The sequence below is a fragment of the Pectobacterium jejuense genome (assembly GCF_026800125.1).
Taxonomy (GTDB): Bacteria; Pseudomonadota; Gammaproteobacteria; order Enterobacterales; family Enterobacteriaceae; genus Pectobacterium; species Pectobacterium jejuense.
The window spans coordinates 274380-293450 of the sequence record NZ_JAPQKX010000007.1; the positions used below are offsets into that span (position 1 = coordinate 274380).

Consider the following 19071-nt stretch of genomic DNA (forward strand, 5'->3'; position numbering starts at 1 on the left):
AGACGTATAAGAACCTATCCCATTAGGGCGATTTCATGACTGGCGCCTGAAACGGAACAGAAAATTCATTTCTGGATACGGTTGTTTTATCTGTACGACATTTCTGGCGGCACACCTTTTATCGATAACGCTATTTTCAGAGGCTGCTCGCCTGTCTTTATGGACAGCTGTCTTCAAGTTTACATAAAAATTCGCAGCGGATCACAATAATCAACATTTATTTTATTTTTACGTTAAATGGAATATTCATTTCATATACTGTAATCCGATGTCAGCCGTTTGTCTCCTCAAAACCCACAAAGGTGTAAACATGGAAACCGTATCTAACTTCATTCAGGGGGCGATTGCCTCCAGCAACAGCCAACGCTACGCCGCGGTGTATAACCCAGCGACGGGCGAGCAGATTCGCCAGGTTGTGATGTCTGATAAGGCGGAAGTCGAGCAGGCTATTGCCAGCGCGGCGGCGGCATTCCCTGCGTGGTCAAAACACTCTCCGCTCCGCCGCGCGCGCGTACTGTTTCGCTTCAAAGCGTTGTTGGAAGAACGCATGGATACGCTGGCCCGGCTGATTTCACAGGAGCACGGCAAGGTCTATTCCGATGCCGTGGGGGAGGTGACGCGCGGTCTGGAAGTCGTTGAATTTGCGTGTGGTATTCCTCATCTGCAAAAAGGTGAACACTCGGCGAATGTCGGCACTGGTGTGGATAGCCATTCACTCATGCAGCCGCTCGGAGTGTGCGTCGGGATTACGCCGTTCAACTTTCCGGCGATGGTGCCAATGTGGATGTTCCCGATCGCGCTGGCGACCGGCAATACCTTTGTGTTGAAACCGTCGGAAAAAGATCCTTCGCTCTCGCTGCTGTTAGCGCAACTGCTGAAAGAAGCGGGTCTGCCGGACGGCGTGTTTAACGTCGTTCAGGGTGACAAAGAAGCGGTGGACATCCTGCTGACCGACCCGCGCGTGCAGGCGGTGAGCTTTGTGGGATCGACGCCGGTGGCGGAATACATTTATCAGACGGCGTCGGCGCACGGCAAACGCTGTCAGGCGCTGGGCGGGGCGAAAAACCACTGTATCCTGATGCCGGATGCTGACATGGACATGGCTGCCAGCGCGATTATGGGCGCGGCGTTTGGCGCAGCGGGCGAACGCTGCATGGCGCTGTCGGTAGTGGTGGCCGTTGGTGATGAGACAGCGGAAGCGCTGCATCAGCGCCTGAGCGCGCAAATCAAAGCAATGCGCGTCGGGCCAGGTCTGGTTGACGGGCAGGAAAATGAAATGGGACCGGTGATCAGCGCCCCGCACCGGGCGAAGATTGCCGACTATATTCAAAGCGGTGTCGATCAGGGCGCGACGCTGCGCATCGATGGCCGCACGCTGTCCGTACAGGGGCACCCGCAAGGCTACTTTATCGGGCCGACGCTGTTCGATAACGTCACGCCGGAGATGAAGATCTATCAGGAAGAAATTTTTGGTCCGGTGCTGTCCGTGGTGCGCGTGCCGGATTACCAGACGGCGGTGACGCTGATTAACAACCATGAATACGGCAACGGTACCGCTATTTTTACCCGCGACGGTGAAACGGCGCGTCAGTTCTGCGAAGAGGTGCAGGCGGGCATGGTCGGCGTGAACGTACCGATTCCGGTGCCGATGGCATTCCACAGCTTCGGCGGTTGGAAGCGCTCCATTTTTGGGCCGTTGAATGTCCACGGCAACGACGGCGTGCGCTTCTACACCCGCATGAAAACCGTCACCAGCCGCTGGCCCGCCAGCGTCCGTCTGGAACACCACACCAGCAGCTTCGTCATGCCCACGCTGGAGTGAGGATGTCATGAAAGAACTAAACCTCCGGCTGGCTTATTACGATAAATAGTTGTGCGGATTTTTATTGTTTTTCCTTTCACGTAAAAAATTGCGCTGAGGTAGCGTGACCGTCGGGTGAGCGACAAGGATGTCGCGAAAGCCAGTGCCGCGTCGGACAAAAACGTCAGAGACGTTTTTGAACAGCACTTGTGCTGGCCCGAAGGGCGAGCCCCGTTTATGGGGCGAGTAAGCGCGTCACTGGTGGCCCGGCCACGGGCACGCACGCCGAAGGTATCGCGTAGCGACGCAATTTCCCGTGGAAAAGCCTGGGGTCATGGGGCAGCGGCGATTGAGCTGCCCCGTGTCGGGCGTGTGCAGCAGTGTGGAAAAGAAGTAACTTGCGTAACACGCACGAAACTTTATGCCGACTGACATAGAAATCGTTTCTATGGCCAACACGGTGGCTAGCTGTCTGGATAAAACAGGTAGGAGTAGATCAATGGATACGTGTCGCATCACCATGGCGCAGGCGCTGGTCAGGTTTCTCAACCAGCAATACCTCAGCGTAGACGGTGAAGAATCCCCCTTTGTGCAGGGCGTCATGACCATTTTTGGTCACGGCAATGTGCTGGGCATCGGCCAGGCGCTGGAACAGGAGGCGAATCGTCTCACCGTGCATCAGGGGTGCAACGAACAGGGAATGGCGCACATTGCCGTTGGATTCGCTAAACAGCATAAGCGGCGGAAAATCTATGCGGTGACTTCGTCGGTGGGGCCGGGGGCGGCAAATATGGTGACTGCCGCCGCGACCGCCACCGCCAACCGCATTCCGGTGCTGCTGCTACCCGGCGATCTCTTCGCCTGCCGCCAGCCGGATCCGGTGCTGCAGCAGGTCGAGCAATATCACGATCTGTCGATCAGCACCAATGACTGCTTTAAACCGGTGTCCCGCTACTGGGATCGCATTAATCGCCCTGAGCAGCTGATGAGCGCGCTGATTAACGCCATGCGCGTACTGACCGATCCGGCAGATACCGGCGCGGTAACGCTGTGTTTACCGCAGGATGTGCAGGCGGAAGTCTGGGATTATCCAGCATCGTTTTTCCGCAAACGTGTCCATCACCTCGAACGCCGTCCGCCGGACGCTGCAAGGCTGGATGAGGCGGCGGCGCTGATTGCGAGCAAGCGCCGTCCGATGCTGATTTGCGGCGGCGGCGTACGTTATTCCGGCGCTCATGAGGCGCTGGCGCAGTTTGCCGAGCAGTTTGCGATTCCGTTTGGCGAAACGCAGGCGGGCAAAGGCGCGATTGTTTCCTCACATCCGCTGAACTGTGGCGGTATTGGCGTGACGGGCGGATTGGCAGCGAATCGGCTGGCGCACGAGGCGGATCTGATTATCGGCGTCGGGACGCGTTTAACTGATTTTACCACTGGCTCCAAATCGCTGTTTCAGAACCCGAACGTCGAATTTTTACTGCTCAACGTTGCCGAATTCGATGCGTTAAAACTGGATGCGCTGCCCCTGATCGCCGATGCGCGCGTCGGGCTGGAGGCGCTGGCCGAACGGCTGGCGACAGCATCGTATCGCAGCGGCTGGCAGCAGGCCGTTGAGCAGGCTCGTGCAGAATGGGAACGCGAGCTACAGCGGCTGTTTACCGTGCAGGACAAGGGCGAGCTGGTGCCGGAAGTGGTGGACGGTCTGGAAGACAAGCTGGATGAATATCGTCAGATGCTGAATACCCATCTGACGCAAACGCGCGTGTTGGGCATATTGAATGAAGAGCTGGAAGACAACGCGGTTGTGGTGGGCGCGGCGGGCTCGTTGCCGGGCGATCTACAGCGCGTGTGGCAGGTGAAAACGCCGGACAGCTATCATTTGGAATACGGCTATTCGTGCATGGGATACGAAATTGCGGCGGCGATTGGTGCACGCCTTGCGGCACCGCAGCAGCCGGTCTACGCGATGGTCGGTGATGGCTCCTATTTGATGCTGCATACCGAGTTGCAAACGGCGGTGCAAGAGGGCATCAAAATCACCGTGCTGCTATTCGATAACGCGGGCTTTGGCTGTATCAACAACCTGCAAATGAGTCAGGGAATGGGCAGCTTCTGTACGGAAAACCGCTACCGTGATGCAGAATCGGGGCAGCTGCGTGGTGCGCTTATTCCGGTGGATTTCGCCAAGAATGCGGAAAGCTATGGCTGCAAGGCGTGGCGGGTACATGATGAAGCCTCGCTCAGGCAGGCGCTGACGGAATCACGCCAGCATTCGGGGCCCGTGCTGCTCGACATCAAGGTGCTGCCGAAGACCATGACGCATGGCTACGAATCCTGGTGGCGCACTGGCACGGCGCAGGTTGCCGACAACCCAGAGATTGAGTCTGCGGCCAATAGTGTGAAAGCTGCGCTTTCCCGCGCACGTCAGTATTAGGTGATCTCCCTGCGTCACTGTCTCTTAGTCACAATGATGTAGGGTCGCTAGTGGGGTTGGGCGTTATCTGGCGTAAAAAATTATGCTGAGGAGATAGCAGGTTTAGGATGAGCCGCATGGACGCGGCGAAAGCTTGCGCCACGTATGGAACGTGTCGCAAGCGGTCCGTTAAGCCTGATACCGACGAAGGCATCGCGCAGCGACATAATTAGCGCCGAAAAGCCAGGGTTCACAGGGCGACGGCGACTGAGACGCCCTGTGTCGGGCGCGTGCTACGAGGTGGCATGGAATGGCAGTATTGTAGCGCACGAAACGGTCTCTGAATCTGCATAAAATTTGACGAAGAGACCGCCTGTGCAGATGAGGTTTGCGATCTTTAGTGCTGCCTAATCCTTCCCCTATACTCCCGAATCTAACTGAAATATTCATTTCATTTATAAACCACGGTTTCATTTTCCCTCCCGCGGTGCGCCAGCATCTGACCGATCCTCTGACATTCCGGTATACCGCCATAAACGTACTCATTCGATGTGTGATTGGGGTTGCAGAAAACAGCGAAGATGTCATGAAAATGTTAACTGACGCGCAAAAACATAATTTTCAATTTATACAAAACTGAAATAAATGTTTTATTTTATCTATCAGGATTCGCGGTAAAGAGCGGGTGATGATGGGGCTGGGGAGAATGCGACTAGCCGTTATCCGTCACTTTTTCAGTCTGGCATTAAACGCCACTCAGGCAGCAAGGGAGCACCTATGTTTAACATCGCTTTACTGGGCGCGGGCCGCATCGGTCAGGTCCATGCAGTGAACATCGCGGCACACAAAGAAACCAACCTGTACGCGGTGGTTGATCCCAATCCAACCAATGCCACGGCGCTGGCCGAACGTTACCACACCAAAGTGCAAACCGTGGATGAGGTCATGAACGATCCGGCGGTACACGCCGTCCTGATTGCCTCCGCAACCGACACGCACGCCGACCTGATTGAGCTGGCCGCCAAACATGGCAAAGCCATTTTCTGTGAAAAACCCGTGCATCTGGATATCGCCCGCGTTCGCGATTGCCTGACCGTCGTCAAACAGCAGAACGTGCCGTTGTTTGTAGGCTTCAACCGCCGTTACGATCCGCAATTCCGCCGTGTCAAAACGCTGGCGGGTGAAGGCCGCATCGGCAAGCCGGAATCTCTCCTGATTATCTCTCGCGATCCGTCGCCGCCGCCTGCTGAGTACGTCCGCGTTTCCGGCGGCATGTTCCGCGACATGACGATCCATGATTTCGATATGGCGCGCTTCATTATGGGCGAAGAACCGGTGTCGGTCTTTGCGCAAGGCAGCAACCTGGTCGATCCGGCGATTGGTGAAGCGGGCGACATCGATACCGCGTTTATTGTGCTGAAATTCGCCTCTGGTGCGATGGCGACCATCGTCAACAGCCGCCGCTCTGGCTACGGCTACGATCAGCGTCTCGAATTACATGGCGCGAAAGGCGTGCTCAGCGCGGGCAACATCCGCGAAAACGTGGTCGAGCAGTGGACCGACGACGGCTGTCTGGCGGCAAAACCCGAATACTTCTTCCTGCAACGCTATCACGCCGCCTACGCGGCAGAGTGGCAGCACTTTGTCGATGTGCTGAATGGCCGCACGCAGCCGGAATGCTCCGGGCTGGACGGTGAACGTGCACTGAATCTGGCGGATAAAGCCTTTGAATCACTGGCTCAAGGCAAGGAGGTCGCCGTGTAACCGTATCGGCACATCGCGTTTACCTGCTTTCAACCCTACACCCATACTCATAACAGAAGCAGAGAAAAGACATATGAAAAAGATCATCAGCGTTTCCGCAATCGCCATCGCACTGGGTCTGTCTGGTTTTGCTCAGGCTCAAAATGAACAAATCGTTTTCAGTACGCCGAATCTCGCTATGCCGTTTGAAGTACATATGCAGCGCACCGCCGTTAAAGCCGCCAAAGAACTGGGCGTGAATTTGCAGGTGCTGGATGGGCAGGGTAGCTCACCGAAGCAGGCCGCCGACTTGGAAAATGCCATTACGCGTGGGGCACAGGGCTTTGTTGTATCGCCGAATGATGTCAACGCGGTGTCCAGTGCGGTTACCGATATTCAGGATGCCAAGCTGCCCGTGGTGACGCTGGATCGTTCGGTAAAAACCGAAAAAGCGGTACCGCACTTTGGTGCCAATAACTATAAAGGCGGTCAGGCGATTGCCGACTATGTCAAAACCAAATTCCCAGATGGCGCAGAGATCATTCTGCTGACCGGTCAACCGGGGTCGTCTTCTAACATCGAGCGTACGCAGGGGATTCGCGACAGCCTGAAAGCTGGCGGGAGCAAATACCACATTGTCGCTGACCAGACGGGGAACTGGATGCGTTCCGAAGGGATGCGCATCGTGGAAAGCGTTTTTCCTTCGCTGCCTAAACGCCCGCAGGTGATCCTCTCAGCAAATGACGACATGGCGCTGGGTGCGATTGAAGCGTTACAAGGGCAAGGTCTGAAACCCGGCGACGTGATGGTAACCGGCTTTGACGCCGTGCCGGAAGCGCTGGCTCGCGTACGCGACGGTTGGCTGGCCGTGACTGCCGATCAACGTCCGGGATACGCGGTGACTACCGCGTTGACGCAGTTGACCAATAACATCCGCAGTAAAGCGCCTATCACCGGGGCAGATTACCAACCGACCATGATTACCAAAGATAACCTGAACGATGCTGAACGTATTGGCGAAGCGGGTAAATAAGCCGTTTTCTACGTAATCAATAAAGGTATTCAGCAGGCCGCGTCCGCGCGGCCTTGCGGGAGGAAGGTAAACATGACGGAACCCCTACTGAACATTACCAATCTGGCAAAGAGCTTCTCCGGCGTTTGGGCGTTGAGCAACGCGCAGCTGACCGTACAGCCGGGAGAGATTCATGCGCTATTGGGAGAAAACGGCGCGGGTAAATCGACGCTGTTGAAGGCGCTGGCAGGGGCGCAGCCGCAGACCAGCGGCGACATCTGGTTTGGTGGCGAGACGCTGTTACCGCTCGAATCGCCCGTTGAGCGCCAAAAGCGGGGGATTATCACCATTTATCAGGAATTTAACCTGCTGCCCAATATGAGCGTAGCGGAGAACATGTTCCTGGGACGCGAGCCGCAGAGCCGAGGTGTATTCGTGGACGCGCTAGCGGTGAATCGCGAGGCGAAAGCGGTACTGGATTATCTGAAACTGAACATTGCGCCGACGACGCAGGTGGCGCGTTTGAGCGTGGCGCAGCAGCAGATGGTGGAGATTGCCAGAGCGCTGACGCTGAACGCCAAGCTGATTGTGATGGATGAACCGTCGGCGGCGCTGAGCGACAGTGAAGTCGACAGCCTGCACCGTGTGGTGCGCGAGCTGAAAGGGCGTGGCGTGAGCGTAGTGTATGTCACGCACCGTCTGCACGAAGTCTTCCAACTGTGCGATCGGTTTACCGTATTTCAGGATGGCCGCTACACCGGTTCCGGCGATGTTGCCAGCACGAATGTGCAGGAAATTATTCGCCTGATGGTCGGCCGTGATGTGGTGTTCAACCGCCGTCCGCCATCGGAAACGCATCATCAGGATAAGCCAGTACGGCTGGCAGTGAAGGGCTTAAGCCGGGAAAAACCGCCGCTGGATGCGCACGGCATCGCGCTGAAGGACATCAACTTCCAGGTGCATGCGGGCGAAGTGCTCGGTATTGCCGGGCTGGTGGGCGCGGGACGTACGGAAATCGCGCGCTGCCTGTTCGGTGCCGACGCGTTCTCTACCGGTGAATTTGTGCTGGATGACGAACCCTATTATCCCTCCACGCCGCTGCATGCGCTGTCGCAAGGCATCGCACTGGTGCCGGAAGACCGCAAGAAAGAGGGCGCGGTGCTGGGGTTGTCGATCAGGGAAAACATCTCGCTTTCCAACCTCTCGTCGCTGATGCGCTGGCGCTGGTTTGTCGACCCCCGTAAGGAGGACGACCTGATTGAGGCCTACCGTCAGGCGCTGCATATCAAGATGGTGAACAGCGAGCAGGAAGTGCGCAAGCTGTCGGGCGGTAACCAGCAAAAGGTGATTCTTGCCCGCTGTATGGCACTGAATCCCAAGGTATTGATTGTGGATGAGCCCACGCGCGGCATCGATGTTGGCACCAAGTCCGAGGTGCATCAGGTGCTGTTCGATATGGCGAAACGGGGCGTCGCCGTGATTGTGATTTCCTCCGACCTGCCGGAAATCATGGCGATTTCCGACCGCATTATCACGCTCAGCGAAGGGCGGATTAGCGGGGAAATTCATGGCGATGACGCCACAGAAGAAAAACTGATGACGATGATGGCCATTTGCCACGACGCATTACACGCAGCATAACGGAGGTGACGCATGTCCCAGCAGCCGCTTTCTAAGAGCATTACGCCGTCCAATCCGCGTGGACGTTTTGATCCGATTGCTTTTTTTGAACGCTTTGGTGTGTTTATTTTCATGATTCTGCTGCTGATTTTCTTTCAGTCGCAGAACAGCAATTTTCTGTCCGAGCGCAACATCACCAACATCCTGACCGAAGTTTCCATCTACGGCATCATGGCCGTGGGGATGACGTTCGTCATTCTGACCGCCGGGATCGACCTGTCCGTCGGCTCGATTCTGGCGGTGTGCGCCATCACCGCCGCCTCGGTCATTAAAGGTGACAACTTCACCACCGTCGATCCGGATGCTTGGTACGGCTTGAGCTGGCTGGTTGCATTGGGCGTCTGTCTGGCGATGGGCACCTTCATTGGTTTCCTGCATGGGTTGGGGGTCACCAAACTGCGTCTGCCGCCGTTCATCGTCACGCTGGGCGGGATGACGATCTGGCGCGGGTTAACGCTGGTAATGAACGACGGTGCGCCGATAGCTGGCTTTGATCCCGGCTATCGCTGGTGGGGACGAGGCGAGATCCTGGGTATTTCGGTGCCGATCTGGATCTTCGCGCTGGTCGCTTTGCTGGGTTATCTGGCGCTGCATAAAACCCGCTGGGGCCGCTTCGTGTACGCCATCGGTGGCAACACCGAAGCCGCGCGGTTGGCTGGGGTGAACGTGCAGCGTGTACTGGTCAGCGTCTACGTCGTGATTGGCTGTCTGGCCGGGCTGGCGGGCTTCATTCTCAGCGCCCGTCTCGGTAGCGCAGAAGCGGTCGCGGGGATCACCTTCGAGCTGCGCGTCATCGCCTCAGTGGTCATCGGTGGTACCTCGCTGATGGGCGGCTACGGCCGGATCAGCGGCACGATTATCGGCTCGATCATCATGGGGATCCTGATTAACGGACTGGTGTTGATGAACGTATCGGCCTACTACCAGCAGATTATCACCGGGTTAATTATCGTGCTGGCCGTGGCGTTTGATACCTACGCCAAGAGCCGTCGCGGCGCTATCTAAGCCGCACCCGTACCGACTCTCTTTTCGCACCGAGGTGGATATGAAGGATGTACGCATTGGGTTAATCGGCACCGGCTATATCGGTCGTGCGCATGCCATCGCCTACGCGCAGGCGCCGACGGTCTTCCCGCTGAAAGGCAATCTGGTGAAGGCGATGCTGGCAGAAGTGTCGCCGGAGCTGGCAGCCCGAAAGGCGCAGGAGTTTGGCTTCCTGCGCTCCACGGGGGACTGGCGTACGCTGGTGGCAGATCCAGACATTGATGTGGTGGATATCTGTGCGCCGAATTTTCTGCATAAGACGATGGCGATGGCGGCCATCCAGCACGGCAAGCACGTTTACTCAGAAAAACCGCTGGCGCTGAACGCGCGTGATGCCCGAGAAATGGTCGACGCCGCGCAGCAGGCCGGCGTGAAAACGCTGGTGGGCTTCAACTACATGAAGAACCCGACCTCACAGCTGGCCAGAGAGATTATCGCCAGCGGCGAGATTGGCGACGTGGTGCATTTTTACGGCACGCATAATGAAGATTATCTGGCCGATCCGAACAAACCGGCCGACTGGCACTGTTTCAAAGAAACGGCTGGGCTGGGCGCGCTGGGGGATCTGGCGGCGCATATCGTCAACATGGCGCAGTATCTGGTAGGTGATATCGCCAGCGTCTGCGGTGACCTGCAAACGGTGATTACGCAGCGTCCGACGGCACCGGGCAGCAGCGAATTCGTACAGGTGGAGAATGAAGATCAGGCGCATGCGATGGTACGGTTCGCCAGCGGCGCACGCGGCGTGATTGAAACGTCGCGCATTGCCTGCGGCCGAAAAATGGGTCTGACCTACGTGGTGACCGGCACGAAAGGCACGCTGAGTTTCACGCAGGAACGCATGGCAGAGCTGAAGCTCTATCGGCATGACGAACCGGAGAACCGGCAGGGATTCAAAACGCTGCTGACCGGACCGCAGCATCCGGACTATGCAGCCTTCTGCGCCAGCGCCGGACACGGTATTGGCTTTAACGATCAGAAAACGGTAGAGGTGCGCGATCTGATCGACGGTATTGCGGCTGATGTCCCGATGTGGCCGGATTTCGAAGAGGGCTGGAAAGTTTCGCGAGTTCTGGATGCGATCGTGCAGTCACACGAAACGGCGCGCTGGGTGAACGTGGATGAGGTGGGCTAATCAGCCAGCTGACGTGATTTCTTCTTTTTTGCAGGATTTTTTACAGGATTGGCCGCTATGAATAAGGAAAAGACGTTTGATGTGATTTGCATGGGGCGCGTTGCTGTCGATCTGTACGGGCAGCAAATCGGCGCGCGTCTGGAAGATATGGGCAGCTTTGCCAAGTATCTGGGCGGGTCGTCCGGCAACGTAGCTTATGGCACGGCGCGACAGGGGCTGCGTTCTTCTATGCTGGCGCGGGTGGGCGACGAGCATATGGGGCGCTTCCTGCGTGAAGAACTGAATCAGGTCGGCTGCGATACCAGCCATTTAATTACCGATAAGGAACGTCTGACGGCGCTGGTGCTGTTGGGCATTAAAGATCGCGATACCTTTCCGCTGATTTTCTACCGCGATAACTGCGCCGATATGGCGATCTCTCCAGAGGATTTCACCGAGGATTACATTGCGTCGTCGCGCTGCCTGGCGATTACCGGCACGCATCTCTCGCACCCTAACACGCGTGAAGCGGTGCTGACGGCGCTGCAATACGCGCGGCGCAATGGGGTGAAAACAGCGTTGGATATCGACTACCGTCCGGTGCTGTGGGGGCTGACGTCGCTGGGCGATGGCGAAACCCGTTTTGTTGAAGCGCAGGCGGTCACGGAGCAGTTGCAGCAGGTGCTGTCGCTGTTCGACGTGATTGTCGGCACCGAAGAGGAGTTCCACATTGCGGGCGGCAGCACGGATACCTTGCAGGCGCTGCGCACCGTGCGGCAGCACACGCAGGCGGAACTGGTGTGCAAACGCGGGGCGCTGGGCTGCTCGGTGTTTAGCGACGCGATTCCTGACCATCTGGATAAAGGCATTACGATCAAAGGCGTGCGCGTGGATGTGCTGAACGTGCTGGGGGCAGGCGATGCATTTATGTCCGGCCTGCTGCGCGGCTATCTCAACGGCGAAGGCTGGGAAAAAGCCTGTGCGTACGCCAATGCCTGCGGCGCGCTGGTGGTGTCACGCCACGGCTGTGCGCCCGCGATGCCAAGTAAGATCGAACTGGATAACTATTTAGCCCGCGCGGCAAGTGTCCCGCGTCCCGATTTGGATGAAGAACTTAACCATCTGCATCGTGTTACGACGCGTCGTAAACAGTGGCATGAGCTGTGTGTGATCGCGTTCGATCACCGCAGCCAGTTGGAAGACATGGCACTGAACTGCGGTACTGAAATCAGCCGTATTCCGGCACTGAAAAAGCTGATTCTGCGTGCCAGCTATGACGCGGCACAACAGGCAGGGCTGGACGGCAAAGCGGGTTTGCTGTGCGACGGCACGTTCGGACAGGATGCGCTGAATGACATCACCGGAAAAGGCTGGTGGATCGGCCGACCGATTGAGCTGCCGGGATCGCGCCCGTTAATGATGGAGCGCGGCAATATTGGCTCACAGCTGGTGAGCTGGCCGCTAGAGCACGTGGTGAAATGTCTGGTGTTCTTCCACCCGGAAGATGCCCACGCGCTAAGGCGCGAGCAGGAAATGAAGGTGATGGAAGTCTATCAGGCCTGTCGCCAGTCCGGCCATGAACTGCTACTCGAAGTCATTCTGCCGGCGGGGATGCCGCACAGCGATGCGCTTTATCTGCGCGCGATTCAACGTTTCTACAACCTCGGCGTACGGCCTGACTGGTGGAAACTGCCGCCGCTGTCCTCCGAAGGCTGGGCGCAACTGACACCGCTGCTGGCGCAGCGCGATCCTTACTGTAGGGGCGTGGTGATTCTGGGGCTGGATGCGCCGCTGGAAACGTTGCAACAGGGTTTCAGCGCCGCCGTGGGCTTCCCGATTGTGAAAGGCTTTGCTGTCGGTCGCACCCTGTTTGCCCAGCCAGCGCAAAAGTGGCTGCGTAACGAGATCGACGACGCCGAATTGATTGAGCAAGTTAAACATAACTACCTGCAACTGATCGCCGTCTGGCGTCAGCGCGGTTAACCTATTTCTATGTGTTTGAATAAGGGACATAACATGACCGTTCAACTTGGTATTAATCCACTCACCTGGACCAATGACGATCTGCCTTCTCTGGGCGCGGACACCCCGCTGGAAACCTGTCTGAGCGAAGGGCGGCAGGCGGGTTTCGCCGGTTTTGAATTAGGTAATAAATTCCCGCGTCAGGCCAGCGTGCTGGGGCCGATCCTGCAAGCGCACGATCTGCGCTTAGTTTCCGGCTGGTATTCCGGCGAACTGCTCACTCGTTCAGTAGAAGAAGAGATTGAAGCGGTGCAGGGGCATCTGGCGTTGCTGCGCGATCTCGGCGCGACGGTGCTGGTGTTTGCCGAAGTCACGGGCGCGATTCACGGCGACCAACAGAAACCCGTTCATTTGCGCCCGCGTTTCCCGGAAGAACGCTGGCCGGAATACGGCAAAAAGCTGACCGAGTTTGCGCGTTACACGCAAAGTCAGGGCGTGCAGATTGCCTATCATCACCATATGGGCACGGTGATTGAAAGCGCGCAGGACGTGGATAATCTGATGGAACATACCGGGCCGGAAGTCGGGCTGTTGCTGGATACTGGTCACCTGACGTTTGCGGGTGCCGATCCGGTTGCGGTGGCGAATCGCTGGATTAACCGCATCAATCACGTTCACTGCAAAGACATTCGTCCAGATGTGCTGAAAGACGTGAAAAACCGTAAGACCAGCTTCTTGGACGCGGTGCTGAGCGGCGTCTTTACCGTACCGGGCGATGGTTGCGTCGATTATCCGGCGGTATTCAGCATCCTGAAGGCTCATAACTACAGCGGATGGCTGGTGGTCGAAGCAGAACAGGATCCGGCCGTTGCGCATCCGTTGACGTACGCGACGCTAGGCTACAATAACTTGCAGCGTTTCGCCCAGCAGGCGGATTTGATCTGATTCGTGGTGATATCCCCGCATCTTCACGCTGCCAGCAGACCAACGAGCAGGCAGCTTGAAGTAGGGGGAGATAAGGAGGCAAAAGATGTCCCGACTGTTATCACGCCATCGCACCCCTGACGAACACGGGCGTATACAGCACATCACGCCGGAAACGGCGGGCTGGCGATACGTGGGGTTCGAGGTATATCAATTGGCACCGGAACAGGTGCTATCGCTGCCCGCCAGCGATAACGAACGCTGTCTGGTGCTAGTCAGCGGCAAAGCAACGGTTGTCACGCCGGGTGAGCGCTTCGAGCAGATTGGCGACAGAATGAGCCCGTTTGAGCGCAGAAAACCGTATGCGGTTTATGTCACGACGGGTGAGACGATTACGGTGACAGCGCACACGGCGCTGGAACTGGCAGTTTGCGCCGCTCCGGGATTCGGCACGCACCCGACCCGACTGATCGCCCCGCAGGATATCGACGCCGAGCAGCGTGGCGTCGGCAATAACCAGCGCTATGTGCATAATATTTTGCCGGAGGACAAAGCGGCCGACAGCCTGCTGGTGGTCGAAGTGTACACCGATGAAGGCTGCACCAGCTCTTATCCCAGCCACAAGCACGATGTCGATAGTCCGCCGCAGGAAACCTATCTGGAAGAAACCTACTACCACCGTTTGAACCCAGAACAGGGATTCTGCCTGCAACGTGTCTATACCGATGACCGTTCATTAGATGAATGTATGGCGGTCTACAATAGGGACGTGGTGCAGGTGCCGCGCGGCTATCACCCGGTCGCCACTATCGCAGGCTATGACAGCTACTATCTGAATGTGATGGCCGGCCCGACGCGCCAGTGGCGTTTCACCTGGGAAGCGGATCATCAGTGGATCAACAGCCCCGAGTATGCGGATAAGCATAGCCAAGGCAACGCGTAGCGATACAGGCAAACGAACGTAAGCATGGGCAGTAGCTTATGGGTAACCTGTAGGCTACTGCCATAATGTACTTGGGGAAGTTAGCTAGCTAACCCGAAACTGTTAATCAGTTTCATCTGACAGCAGGTCGCTTTCATAATCCTGTCCGCCATGCCAAATGCCCAGAACCGTTACCGTTTTTTTCTCTTTTTCCACCATAAAAGCAATGAGTGTTCGTTTGCTGTGATTAGTGACGCGCAGTCCAGGCAAAATATCGTTGCGCTGGTTTCCTCTTTCAGGAAATAACTCAAGTGATTCACAGTAACTGACAATGCTTTCGGTGTAGCTGAGAGCTGTTTTGGGTGACGAAACCCTCGCGATGTAGCGGTATAGTGTTGCGAGTTGTTCATCCGCTTCCGGTGCGAATACTACCCTGTAATCCATTACTCTTCTCCGGTCATCTTCCTGAACTCGGCTTTTAATCTGTTCCTAATGTCGCTACTGTTGAGGCTTTCTGTTTCACCGCGTTGCAGCGCGTTCCAAGCGGGAACAACTTGTTCCTGCAGCCAATTTTCTACTGCATTATCGCGTGCAATCAGCGCTCGAAGTCCTTCCCGAATGACCTCACTTTCTGACGCATATTCACCGCTGGCAACTCGGGCTTTCACCTGTGCAGCCATTTCATTCGGTAACGTTATACTCATCTGCTGTGTTGTTCTCATTGCCTACCCCTTGAACTTAACGATAGGATTTAATCATACTCATTATTTCCCATCTTGTCAGGGCTGAACAACCTGAATCAAGCGTCTCGGTTCACCGAAATATTATCGAGTTTGCCTGCTTTCAAATAGCCAATGTGGCTGGCCATCAGTTCGGCTTCTTGTTCGCTGTGCGTGACGAGGAGCGCGGTTTGTCCTGCGTCGCGCAGGATGTCGCGCACTTCCTGTCCCAGCCGTTTGCGGCTGTCGGGATCGAGGCTGGATAGGGGTTCGTCGAGCAGCAGCACGGCAGGTTGCGGGGCCAGCGCCCGCGCGAGTGCAATACGCTGCTGTTGTCCGCCGGACATCTCATGCGGGTAGCGTTGTGCCAGCGAGACAAGATCGACCAACTCAAGCATGGCGCGGACGCGCGACTGTTGAAGATCTTTCGGCTGTTTTCTCAGGCCAAAGGCAATATTCTGCGCGGCGGTCAGATGGGGAAACAATGCGTAGTCCTGAAACACCATCCCGACGTTGCGCTGTTCCGGTGGCAGATGCACATCTGCACCAGCCACACAGCGTCCGCCGACGTGAATCGTTCCCTGAGTCAGGTGCTCAAAACCCGCAATCGCGCGTAAAGCCGTGGTTTTACCGCATCCTGATGCGCCCAGCAGGCAGGCCAATTCACCAGCAGCAACTTCCATGGAAAAACCGTTCAGCACGTGATGAACATTATGCTTGTGCCCGTAGGCGACGTGGACATTATTCAGAACGAGTGTAGCCTCAGACACCTTGACTCTTCCTCATGATTTTCATTCTTTCTCAACCGACGTTTTTAGCTGACTGCGAGCCAGCAGCACAACGGGCAGCGTACCCGCCAGCACAATCAGCAGTGCGGCAATCGCCCCTTCTTCGTAGGTGCCTCTGGCGGCTTCGGCATACAGAACGGTCGCCAGCGTTTCGAAATTGACCGGCCGCAGCAGCAGCGTGGCGGGGAGTTCTTTCATCGCGTCGGCAAACACCAGCAGCGCACTGGTCACCAGCGCCGGACGCAGCAGGGGAAGGTGCACGCGAAAAAAAGTGACGAATTCACTTTCGCCGAGCAGACGCGATGCCTGTTCCATCACCGGGGGAATGCGCGTCAGCCCGGCATCAAGTGCACCAATCCCAATCGCCATAAAGCGAATGGCGCAGCAGACCACCAGCAGGACACCGGCGGAAAGCAGCGGCAGTCCTTTATAGCCAATCAAGTCAGCGAGGAAATTATCCGTCGCCATGCCGGGCGTCAGCATGCCAATTGCCAGTACCGTACCGGGCACGGCATAGCCCAGTGAGGCAATTCTCAGTATGGTGCGGCGGCGTTCTGGTGAACGATCATTGATAGCTGAATGACGGGCATACCACGCAATAATCAGGCTAACGAACGTGACGACCAGCGTGACGCCAACGGCCAGCAGAAGCGAGTTCTGCAACGACTGTATCAGGCCAGCGGAGATCGTCACGCTATCGCCCAGCCGTTTCGCGCTTTCCCATGCCAAAAAGAGGGCAGGGGCGATGAAGCCGAGCAGAATCGGTAATGCGGTCGCACAGGTCGCCAGCCAGGCGCGTACACCTTTCAGCGGCGCGGGCATGATGCCGCGCATCTGTCGGCTGGTGCCGTAGCGCTGGTTTTTCCGGCCGTAATACTCCAGCGTCAGCAGCAGGATAACGACCGTCAGCATCGTGCAGGCAATTTGCGCGGCGGCAGGTAAATCTGAACGGGTGACCCAGGTGGTGTAAACCGTCACGGTCAGCGTATTGACCCCAAGAAACTCGGAGGCACCAATATCATTCAGCGTTTCCAGCAAGGCCAGGCTGGTGCCGACGGCCAACGCAGGACGCGCCATCGGCAGGGCGACGTGCAGGAAAGTGCCCGTTGCGCTCAAACCCAGCGTGCGTGCGGCTTCCAGCAGGTGTGCAGGCTGACTGATAAACATCGCGCGCATAGTCAGATAAACGTACGGATAGAGCACCAGCCCGAGTAGCAGAATCGCGCCCGTCATGGAGCGCAGATCCGGCAGGCGGAACTGACGCGGGCTGTCGTAACCCAGCACGCTGCGGATCGCTTCCTGAATCGGCCCTATAGGATGCAGCAGATCGAGCCAGGCAAAAGCGACAATATAGGTTGGCATCGCCAGCGGTAGCAGCAGCGCCCAGCTAACGAACTGCCTGCCGGGGAAATCAAACGCCGTCACCAGCCAGGCGCAGCCTGCGCCAATCACCATGACGAGTGCGCCGACGCCGACGAGCAGAATGAGCGTGTTGAGTGCGGCATCGGGTAGCACGTAGCGCATCAGGTGATCCCAATGGCCAACACCTGCGCCAGCCGCTAGCCAAAGCAGGGAAACCAGCGGAGCCAGTACGCCGAGTGCAATGATGACGGCAGCGATGCGAAGCGGAGAAAAAAAGAGGCGCGGCCGCCCGAAGGCGCCGCGCATGGTTGACGAACTGGTCTTATTGATCGAATCCAACTTTATCTACCAACTGACTGGCCTGTTTACGGAATTTAACGATGTCGGTCAGCGGGGTGCTATCCACATTAACTTCACCAATCGTGCTGCCAATGGTGGAATCCAGCGTGACGCCTTTGCGAACCGGATATTCGTAGTTTGCCTGAGCGTAGATCTGCTGAGCTGGAGCGGAGACCAGATATTCCATCAATTTCACGGCTTGATCTTTATGCGGAGCATGACGTGCAACCGCTGCACCGCTGATATTGACGTGTGTGCCGCCGTTTTCAAAGGTAGGCTGAACGACTTTGATGGCATCGCCCCATTTACGGGCATCGGTGCCTTCTTTGGCGTTCTTCATGTGGCCGACATAATACGAGTTCGCCAGACCTACATCGCAGATACCACCGAGGATGTCGCGCGCCACGTCGCGGTCACCACCGGTCGCTTTACGCGCCAGGTTGTCTTTCACTCCGCGCAGCCAGGTTTCGGTTTTGGCTTCACCGTGGTGAGCAATCATCGCAGCAACCAGTGCGGTATTGTATGGGTGCTGACCCGCACGGATACACACTTTGCCTTTCCATTTTGGATCGGCCAGATTTTCGTAAGTGATGCCGGTCAGCGGCAGTGATTTTTCTGCATAGAGAACGCGAGAGCGCATTGACAGACCAAACCATTGGTTATCTTTGTCACGCAGCGCCGCCGGGATAGCCTCGGTTAATGCACTGGACTGGATCGGCTGTGTAACACCGGCTTCTACCAGATCGATCAGGTTGCCAGCATCAACGGTCATCAGCAGGTCAGCCGGTGAGTTTTGGCCTTCCGCCTTCACGCGTTCCAGCATGCCATCCTTGATGAACACGGTATTAACTTTAACCGACGTCTCTTTGGTAAATGCATCCAGCAGCGGCTGAATCAGGCCGGGCTCACGCGTGGTGTAGAGGGTAAGAGAGTCATCTGCGGCGGCGGCAGGCAGGGCATAGGCAACCATCAGCGATGAGGCCAGCGTCAGCAGGCGCGCTTTTTTGCGCAGAACAGACAGCGTTTTTGACATGTTGTTATCTTCTCCAGAGTGAATGTGGGGCTAAATTAATAAAATAAGGAGATATTTTCTGCAGGTGACAAAAACTATATATGATAATCACTCTTGTTTTCAATCTCATTGCGCTACACGATCCGCGATCGTGATGAGGGTCAACATACGGACTTACTGAGAGAGAAAACCGCTGCTTTATTTTTCAGCACGTTGATAAAAATAGCAGCGATTGATGA

At 56.6% G+C, this 19071-nt stretch carries 15 protein-coding genes; 10 read left to right on the top strand and 5 right to left on the bottom strand.

Annotated elements, in window-relative coordinates; translation table 11 throughout:
- Positions 1 to 310: 310 nt before the first annotated feature.
- The 10 genes from NXT09_RS14970 to iolB all read left to right on the top strand — a co-directional run bounded on the left by NXT09_RS14970 (position 311) and on the right by iolB (position 14633).
- Positions 311 to 1822 carry a CoA-acylating methylmalonate-semialdehyde dehydrogenase gene (locus tag NXT09_RS14970; protein ID WP_268580180.1) on the top strand — a complete coding sequence of 504 codons (1512 nt, stop codon included), beginning with the start codon at positions 311 to 313 and terminating at the stop codon, positions 1820 to 1822.
- Between the two features lie 478 nt (positions 1823 to 2300).
- Positions 2301 to 4232: a 3D-(3,5/4)-trihydroxycyclohexane-1,2-dione acylhydrolase (decyclizing) gene (gene iolD, locus NXT09_RS14975; RefSeq protein WP_268580181.1), complete on the top strand. Its 1932-nt coding sequence runs from the start codon at positions 2301 to 2303 to the stop codon at positions 4230 to 4232.
- A 756-nt stretch (positions 4233 to 4988) separates the two neighbouring features.
- Positions 4989 to 5975 carry an inositol 2-dehydrogenase gene (iolG, locus tag NXT09_RS14980; protein WP_014914760.1) on the top strand — a complete coding sequence of 329 codons (987 nt, stop codon included), beginning with the start codon at positions 4989 to 4991 and terminating at the stop codon, positions 5973 to 5975.
- Between the two features lie 73 nt (positions 5976 to 6048).
- A complete protein-coding gene (locus NXT09_RS14985) occupies positions 6049 to 6987 on the top strand; it encodes a substrate-binding domain-containing protein (RefSeq protein ID WP_010308444.1) in 939 nt (312 codons plus the stop codon).
- A 72-nt stretch (positions 6988 to 7059) separates the two neighbouring features.
- A complete protein-coding gene (locus NXT09_RS14990) occupies positions 7060 to 8607 on the top strand; it encodes a sugar ABC transporter ATP-binding protein (RefSeq protein WP_120357846.1) in 1548 nt (515 codons plus the stop codon).
- Between the two features lie 12 nt (positions 8608 to 8619).
- Positions 8620 to 9651 carry an ABC transporter permease gene (locus tag NXT09_RS14995; RefSeq protein ID WP_010281439.1) on the top strand — a complete coding sequence of 344 codons (1032 nt, stop codon included), beginning with the start codon at positions 8620 to 8622 and terminating at the stop codon, positions 9649 to 9651.
- A 40-nt stretch (positions 9652 to 9691) separates the two neighbouring features.
- Positions 9692 to 10825 (top strand): Gfo/Idh/MocA family protein, encoded by a 1134-nt coding sequence (locus tag NXT09_RS15000; RefSeq protein ID WP_268580184.1) that lies wholly within the window; start codon positions 9692 to 9694, stop codon positions 10823 to 10825.
- A 57-nt stretch (positions 10826 to 10882) separates the two neighbouring features.
- A complete protein-coding gene (locus NXT09_RS15005; protein WP_039487663.1) occupies positions 10883 to 12787 on the top strand; it encodes a bifunctional 5-dehydro-2-deoxygluconokinase/5-dehydro-2-deoxyphosphogluconate aldolase in 1905 nt (634 codons plus the stop codon).
- 33 nt (positions 12788 to 12820) lie between these two features.
- Positions 12821 to 13711 carry a myo-inosose-2 dehydratase gene (gene iolE, locus NXT09_RS15010; protein ID WP_268580185.1) on the top strand — a complete coding sequence of 297 codons (891 nt, stop codon included), beginning with the start codon at positions 12821 to 12823 and terminating at the stop codon, positions 13709 to 13711.
- 85 nt (positions 13712 to 13796) lie between these two features.
- The gene (gene iolB, locus NXT09_RS15015; protein ID WP_268580186.1) at positions 13797 to 14633 is read left to right on the top strand and encodes a 5-deoxy-glucuronate isomerase; all 837 of its coding nucleotides are present in this window, start codon (positions 13797 to 13799) and stop codon (positions 14631 to 14633) included.
- 102 nt (positions 14634 to 14735) lie between these two features.
- On the opposite strand, the gene NXT09_RS15020 is transcribed toward iolB, so the two are convergent.
- From NXT09_RS15020 to NXT09_RS15040, 5 genes are all read right to left on the bottom strand, one after another.
- Complete coding sequence (locus tag NXT09_RS15020; RefSeq protein ID WP_268580187.1) at positions 14736 to 15056, bottom strand: type II toxin-antitoxin system RelE/ParE family toxin; 321 nt, start codon at positions 15054 to 15056, stop codon at positions 14736 to 14738.
- Positions 15056 to 15334, bottom strand: coding sequence for a type II toxin-antitoxin system ParD family antitoxin (locus NXT09_RS15025; protein ID WP_205552353.1), 279 nt, complete (start codon positions 15332 to 15334; stop codon positions 15056 to 15058). The genes NXT09_RS15020 and NXT09_RS15025 overlap by 1 nt, the downstream gene beginning before the upstream one ends.
- A gap of 77 nt (positions 15335 to 15411) precedes the next feature.
- Positions 15412 to 16101, bottom strand: a complete 690-nt coding sequence (locus NXT09_RS15030; protein WP_268580188.1) for an ABC transporter ATP-binding protein — start codon at positions 16099 to 16101, stop codon at positions 15412 to 15414.
- Positions 16102 to 16122: 21 nt separating this feature from the next.
- A complete protein-coding gene (locus tag NXT09_RS15035; RefSeq protein WP_268580189.1) occupies positions 16123 to 17820 on the bottom strand; it encodes an ABC transporter permease in 1698 nt (565 codons plus the stop codon).
- Positions 17804 to 18853, bottom strand: a complete 1050-nt coding sequence (locus tag NXT09_RS15040; RefSeq protein WP_268580190.1) for a Fe(3+) ABC transporter substrate-binding protein — start codon at positions 18851 to 18853, stop codon at positions 17804 to 17806. The genes NXT09_RS15035 and NXT09_RS15040 overlap by 17 nt, the downstream gene beginning before the upstream one ends.
- Positions 18854 to 19071 lie beyond the last annotated feature (218 nt).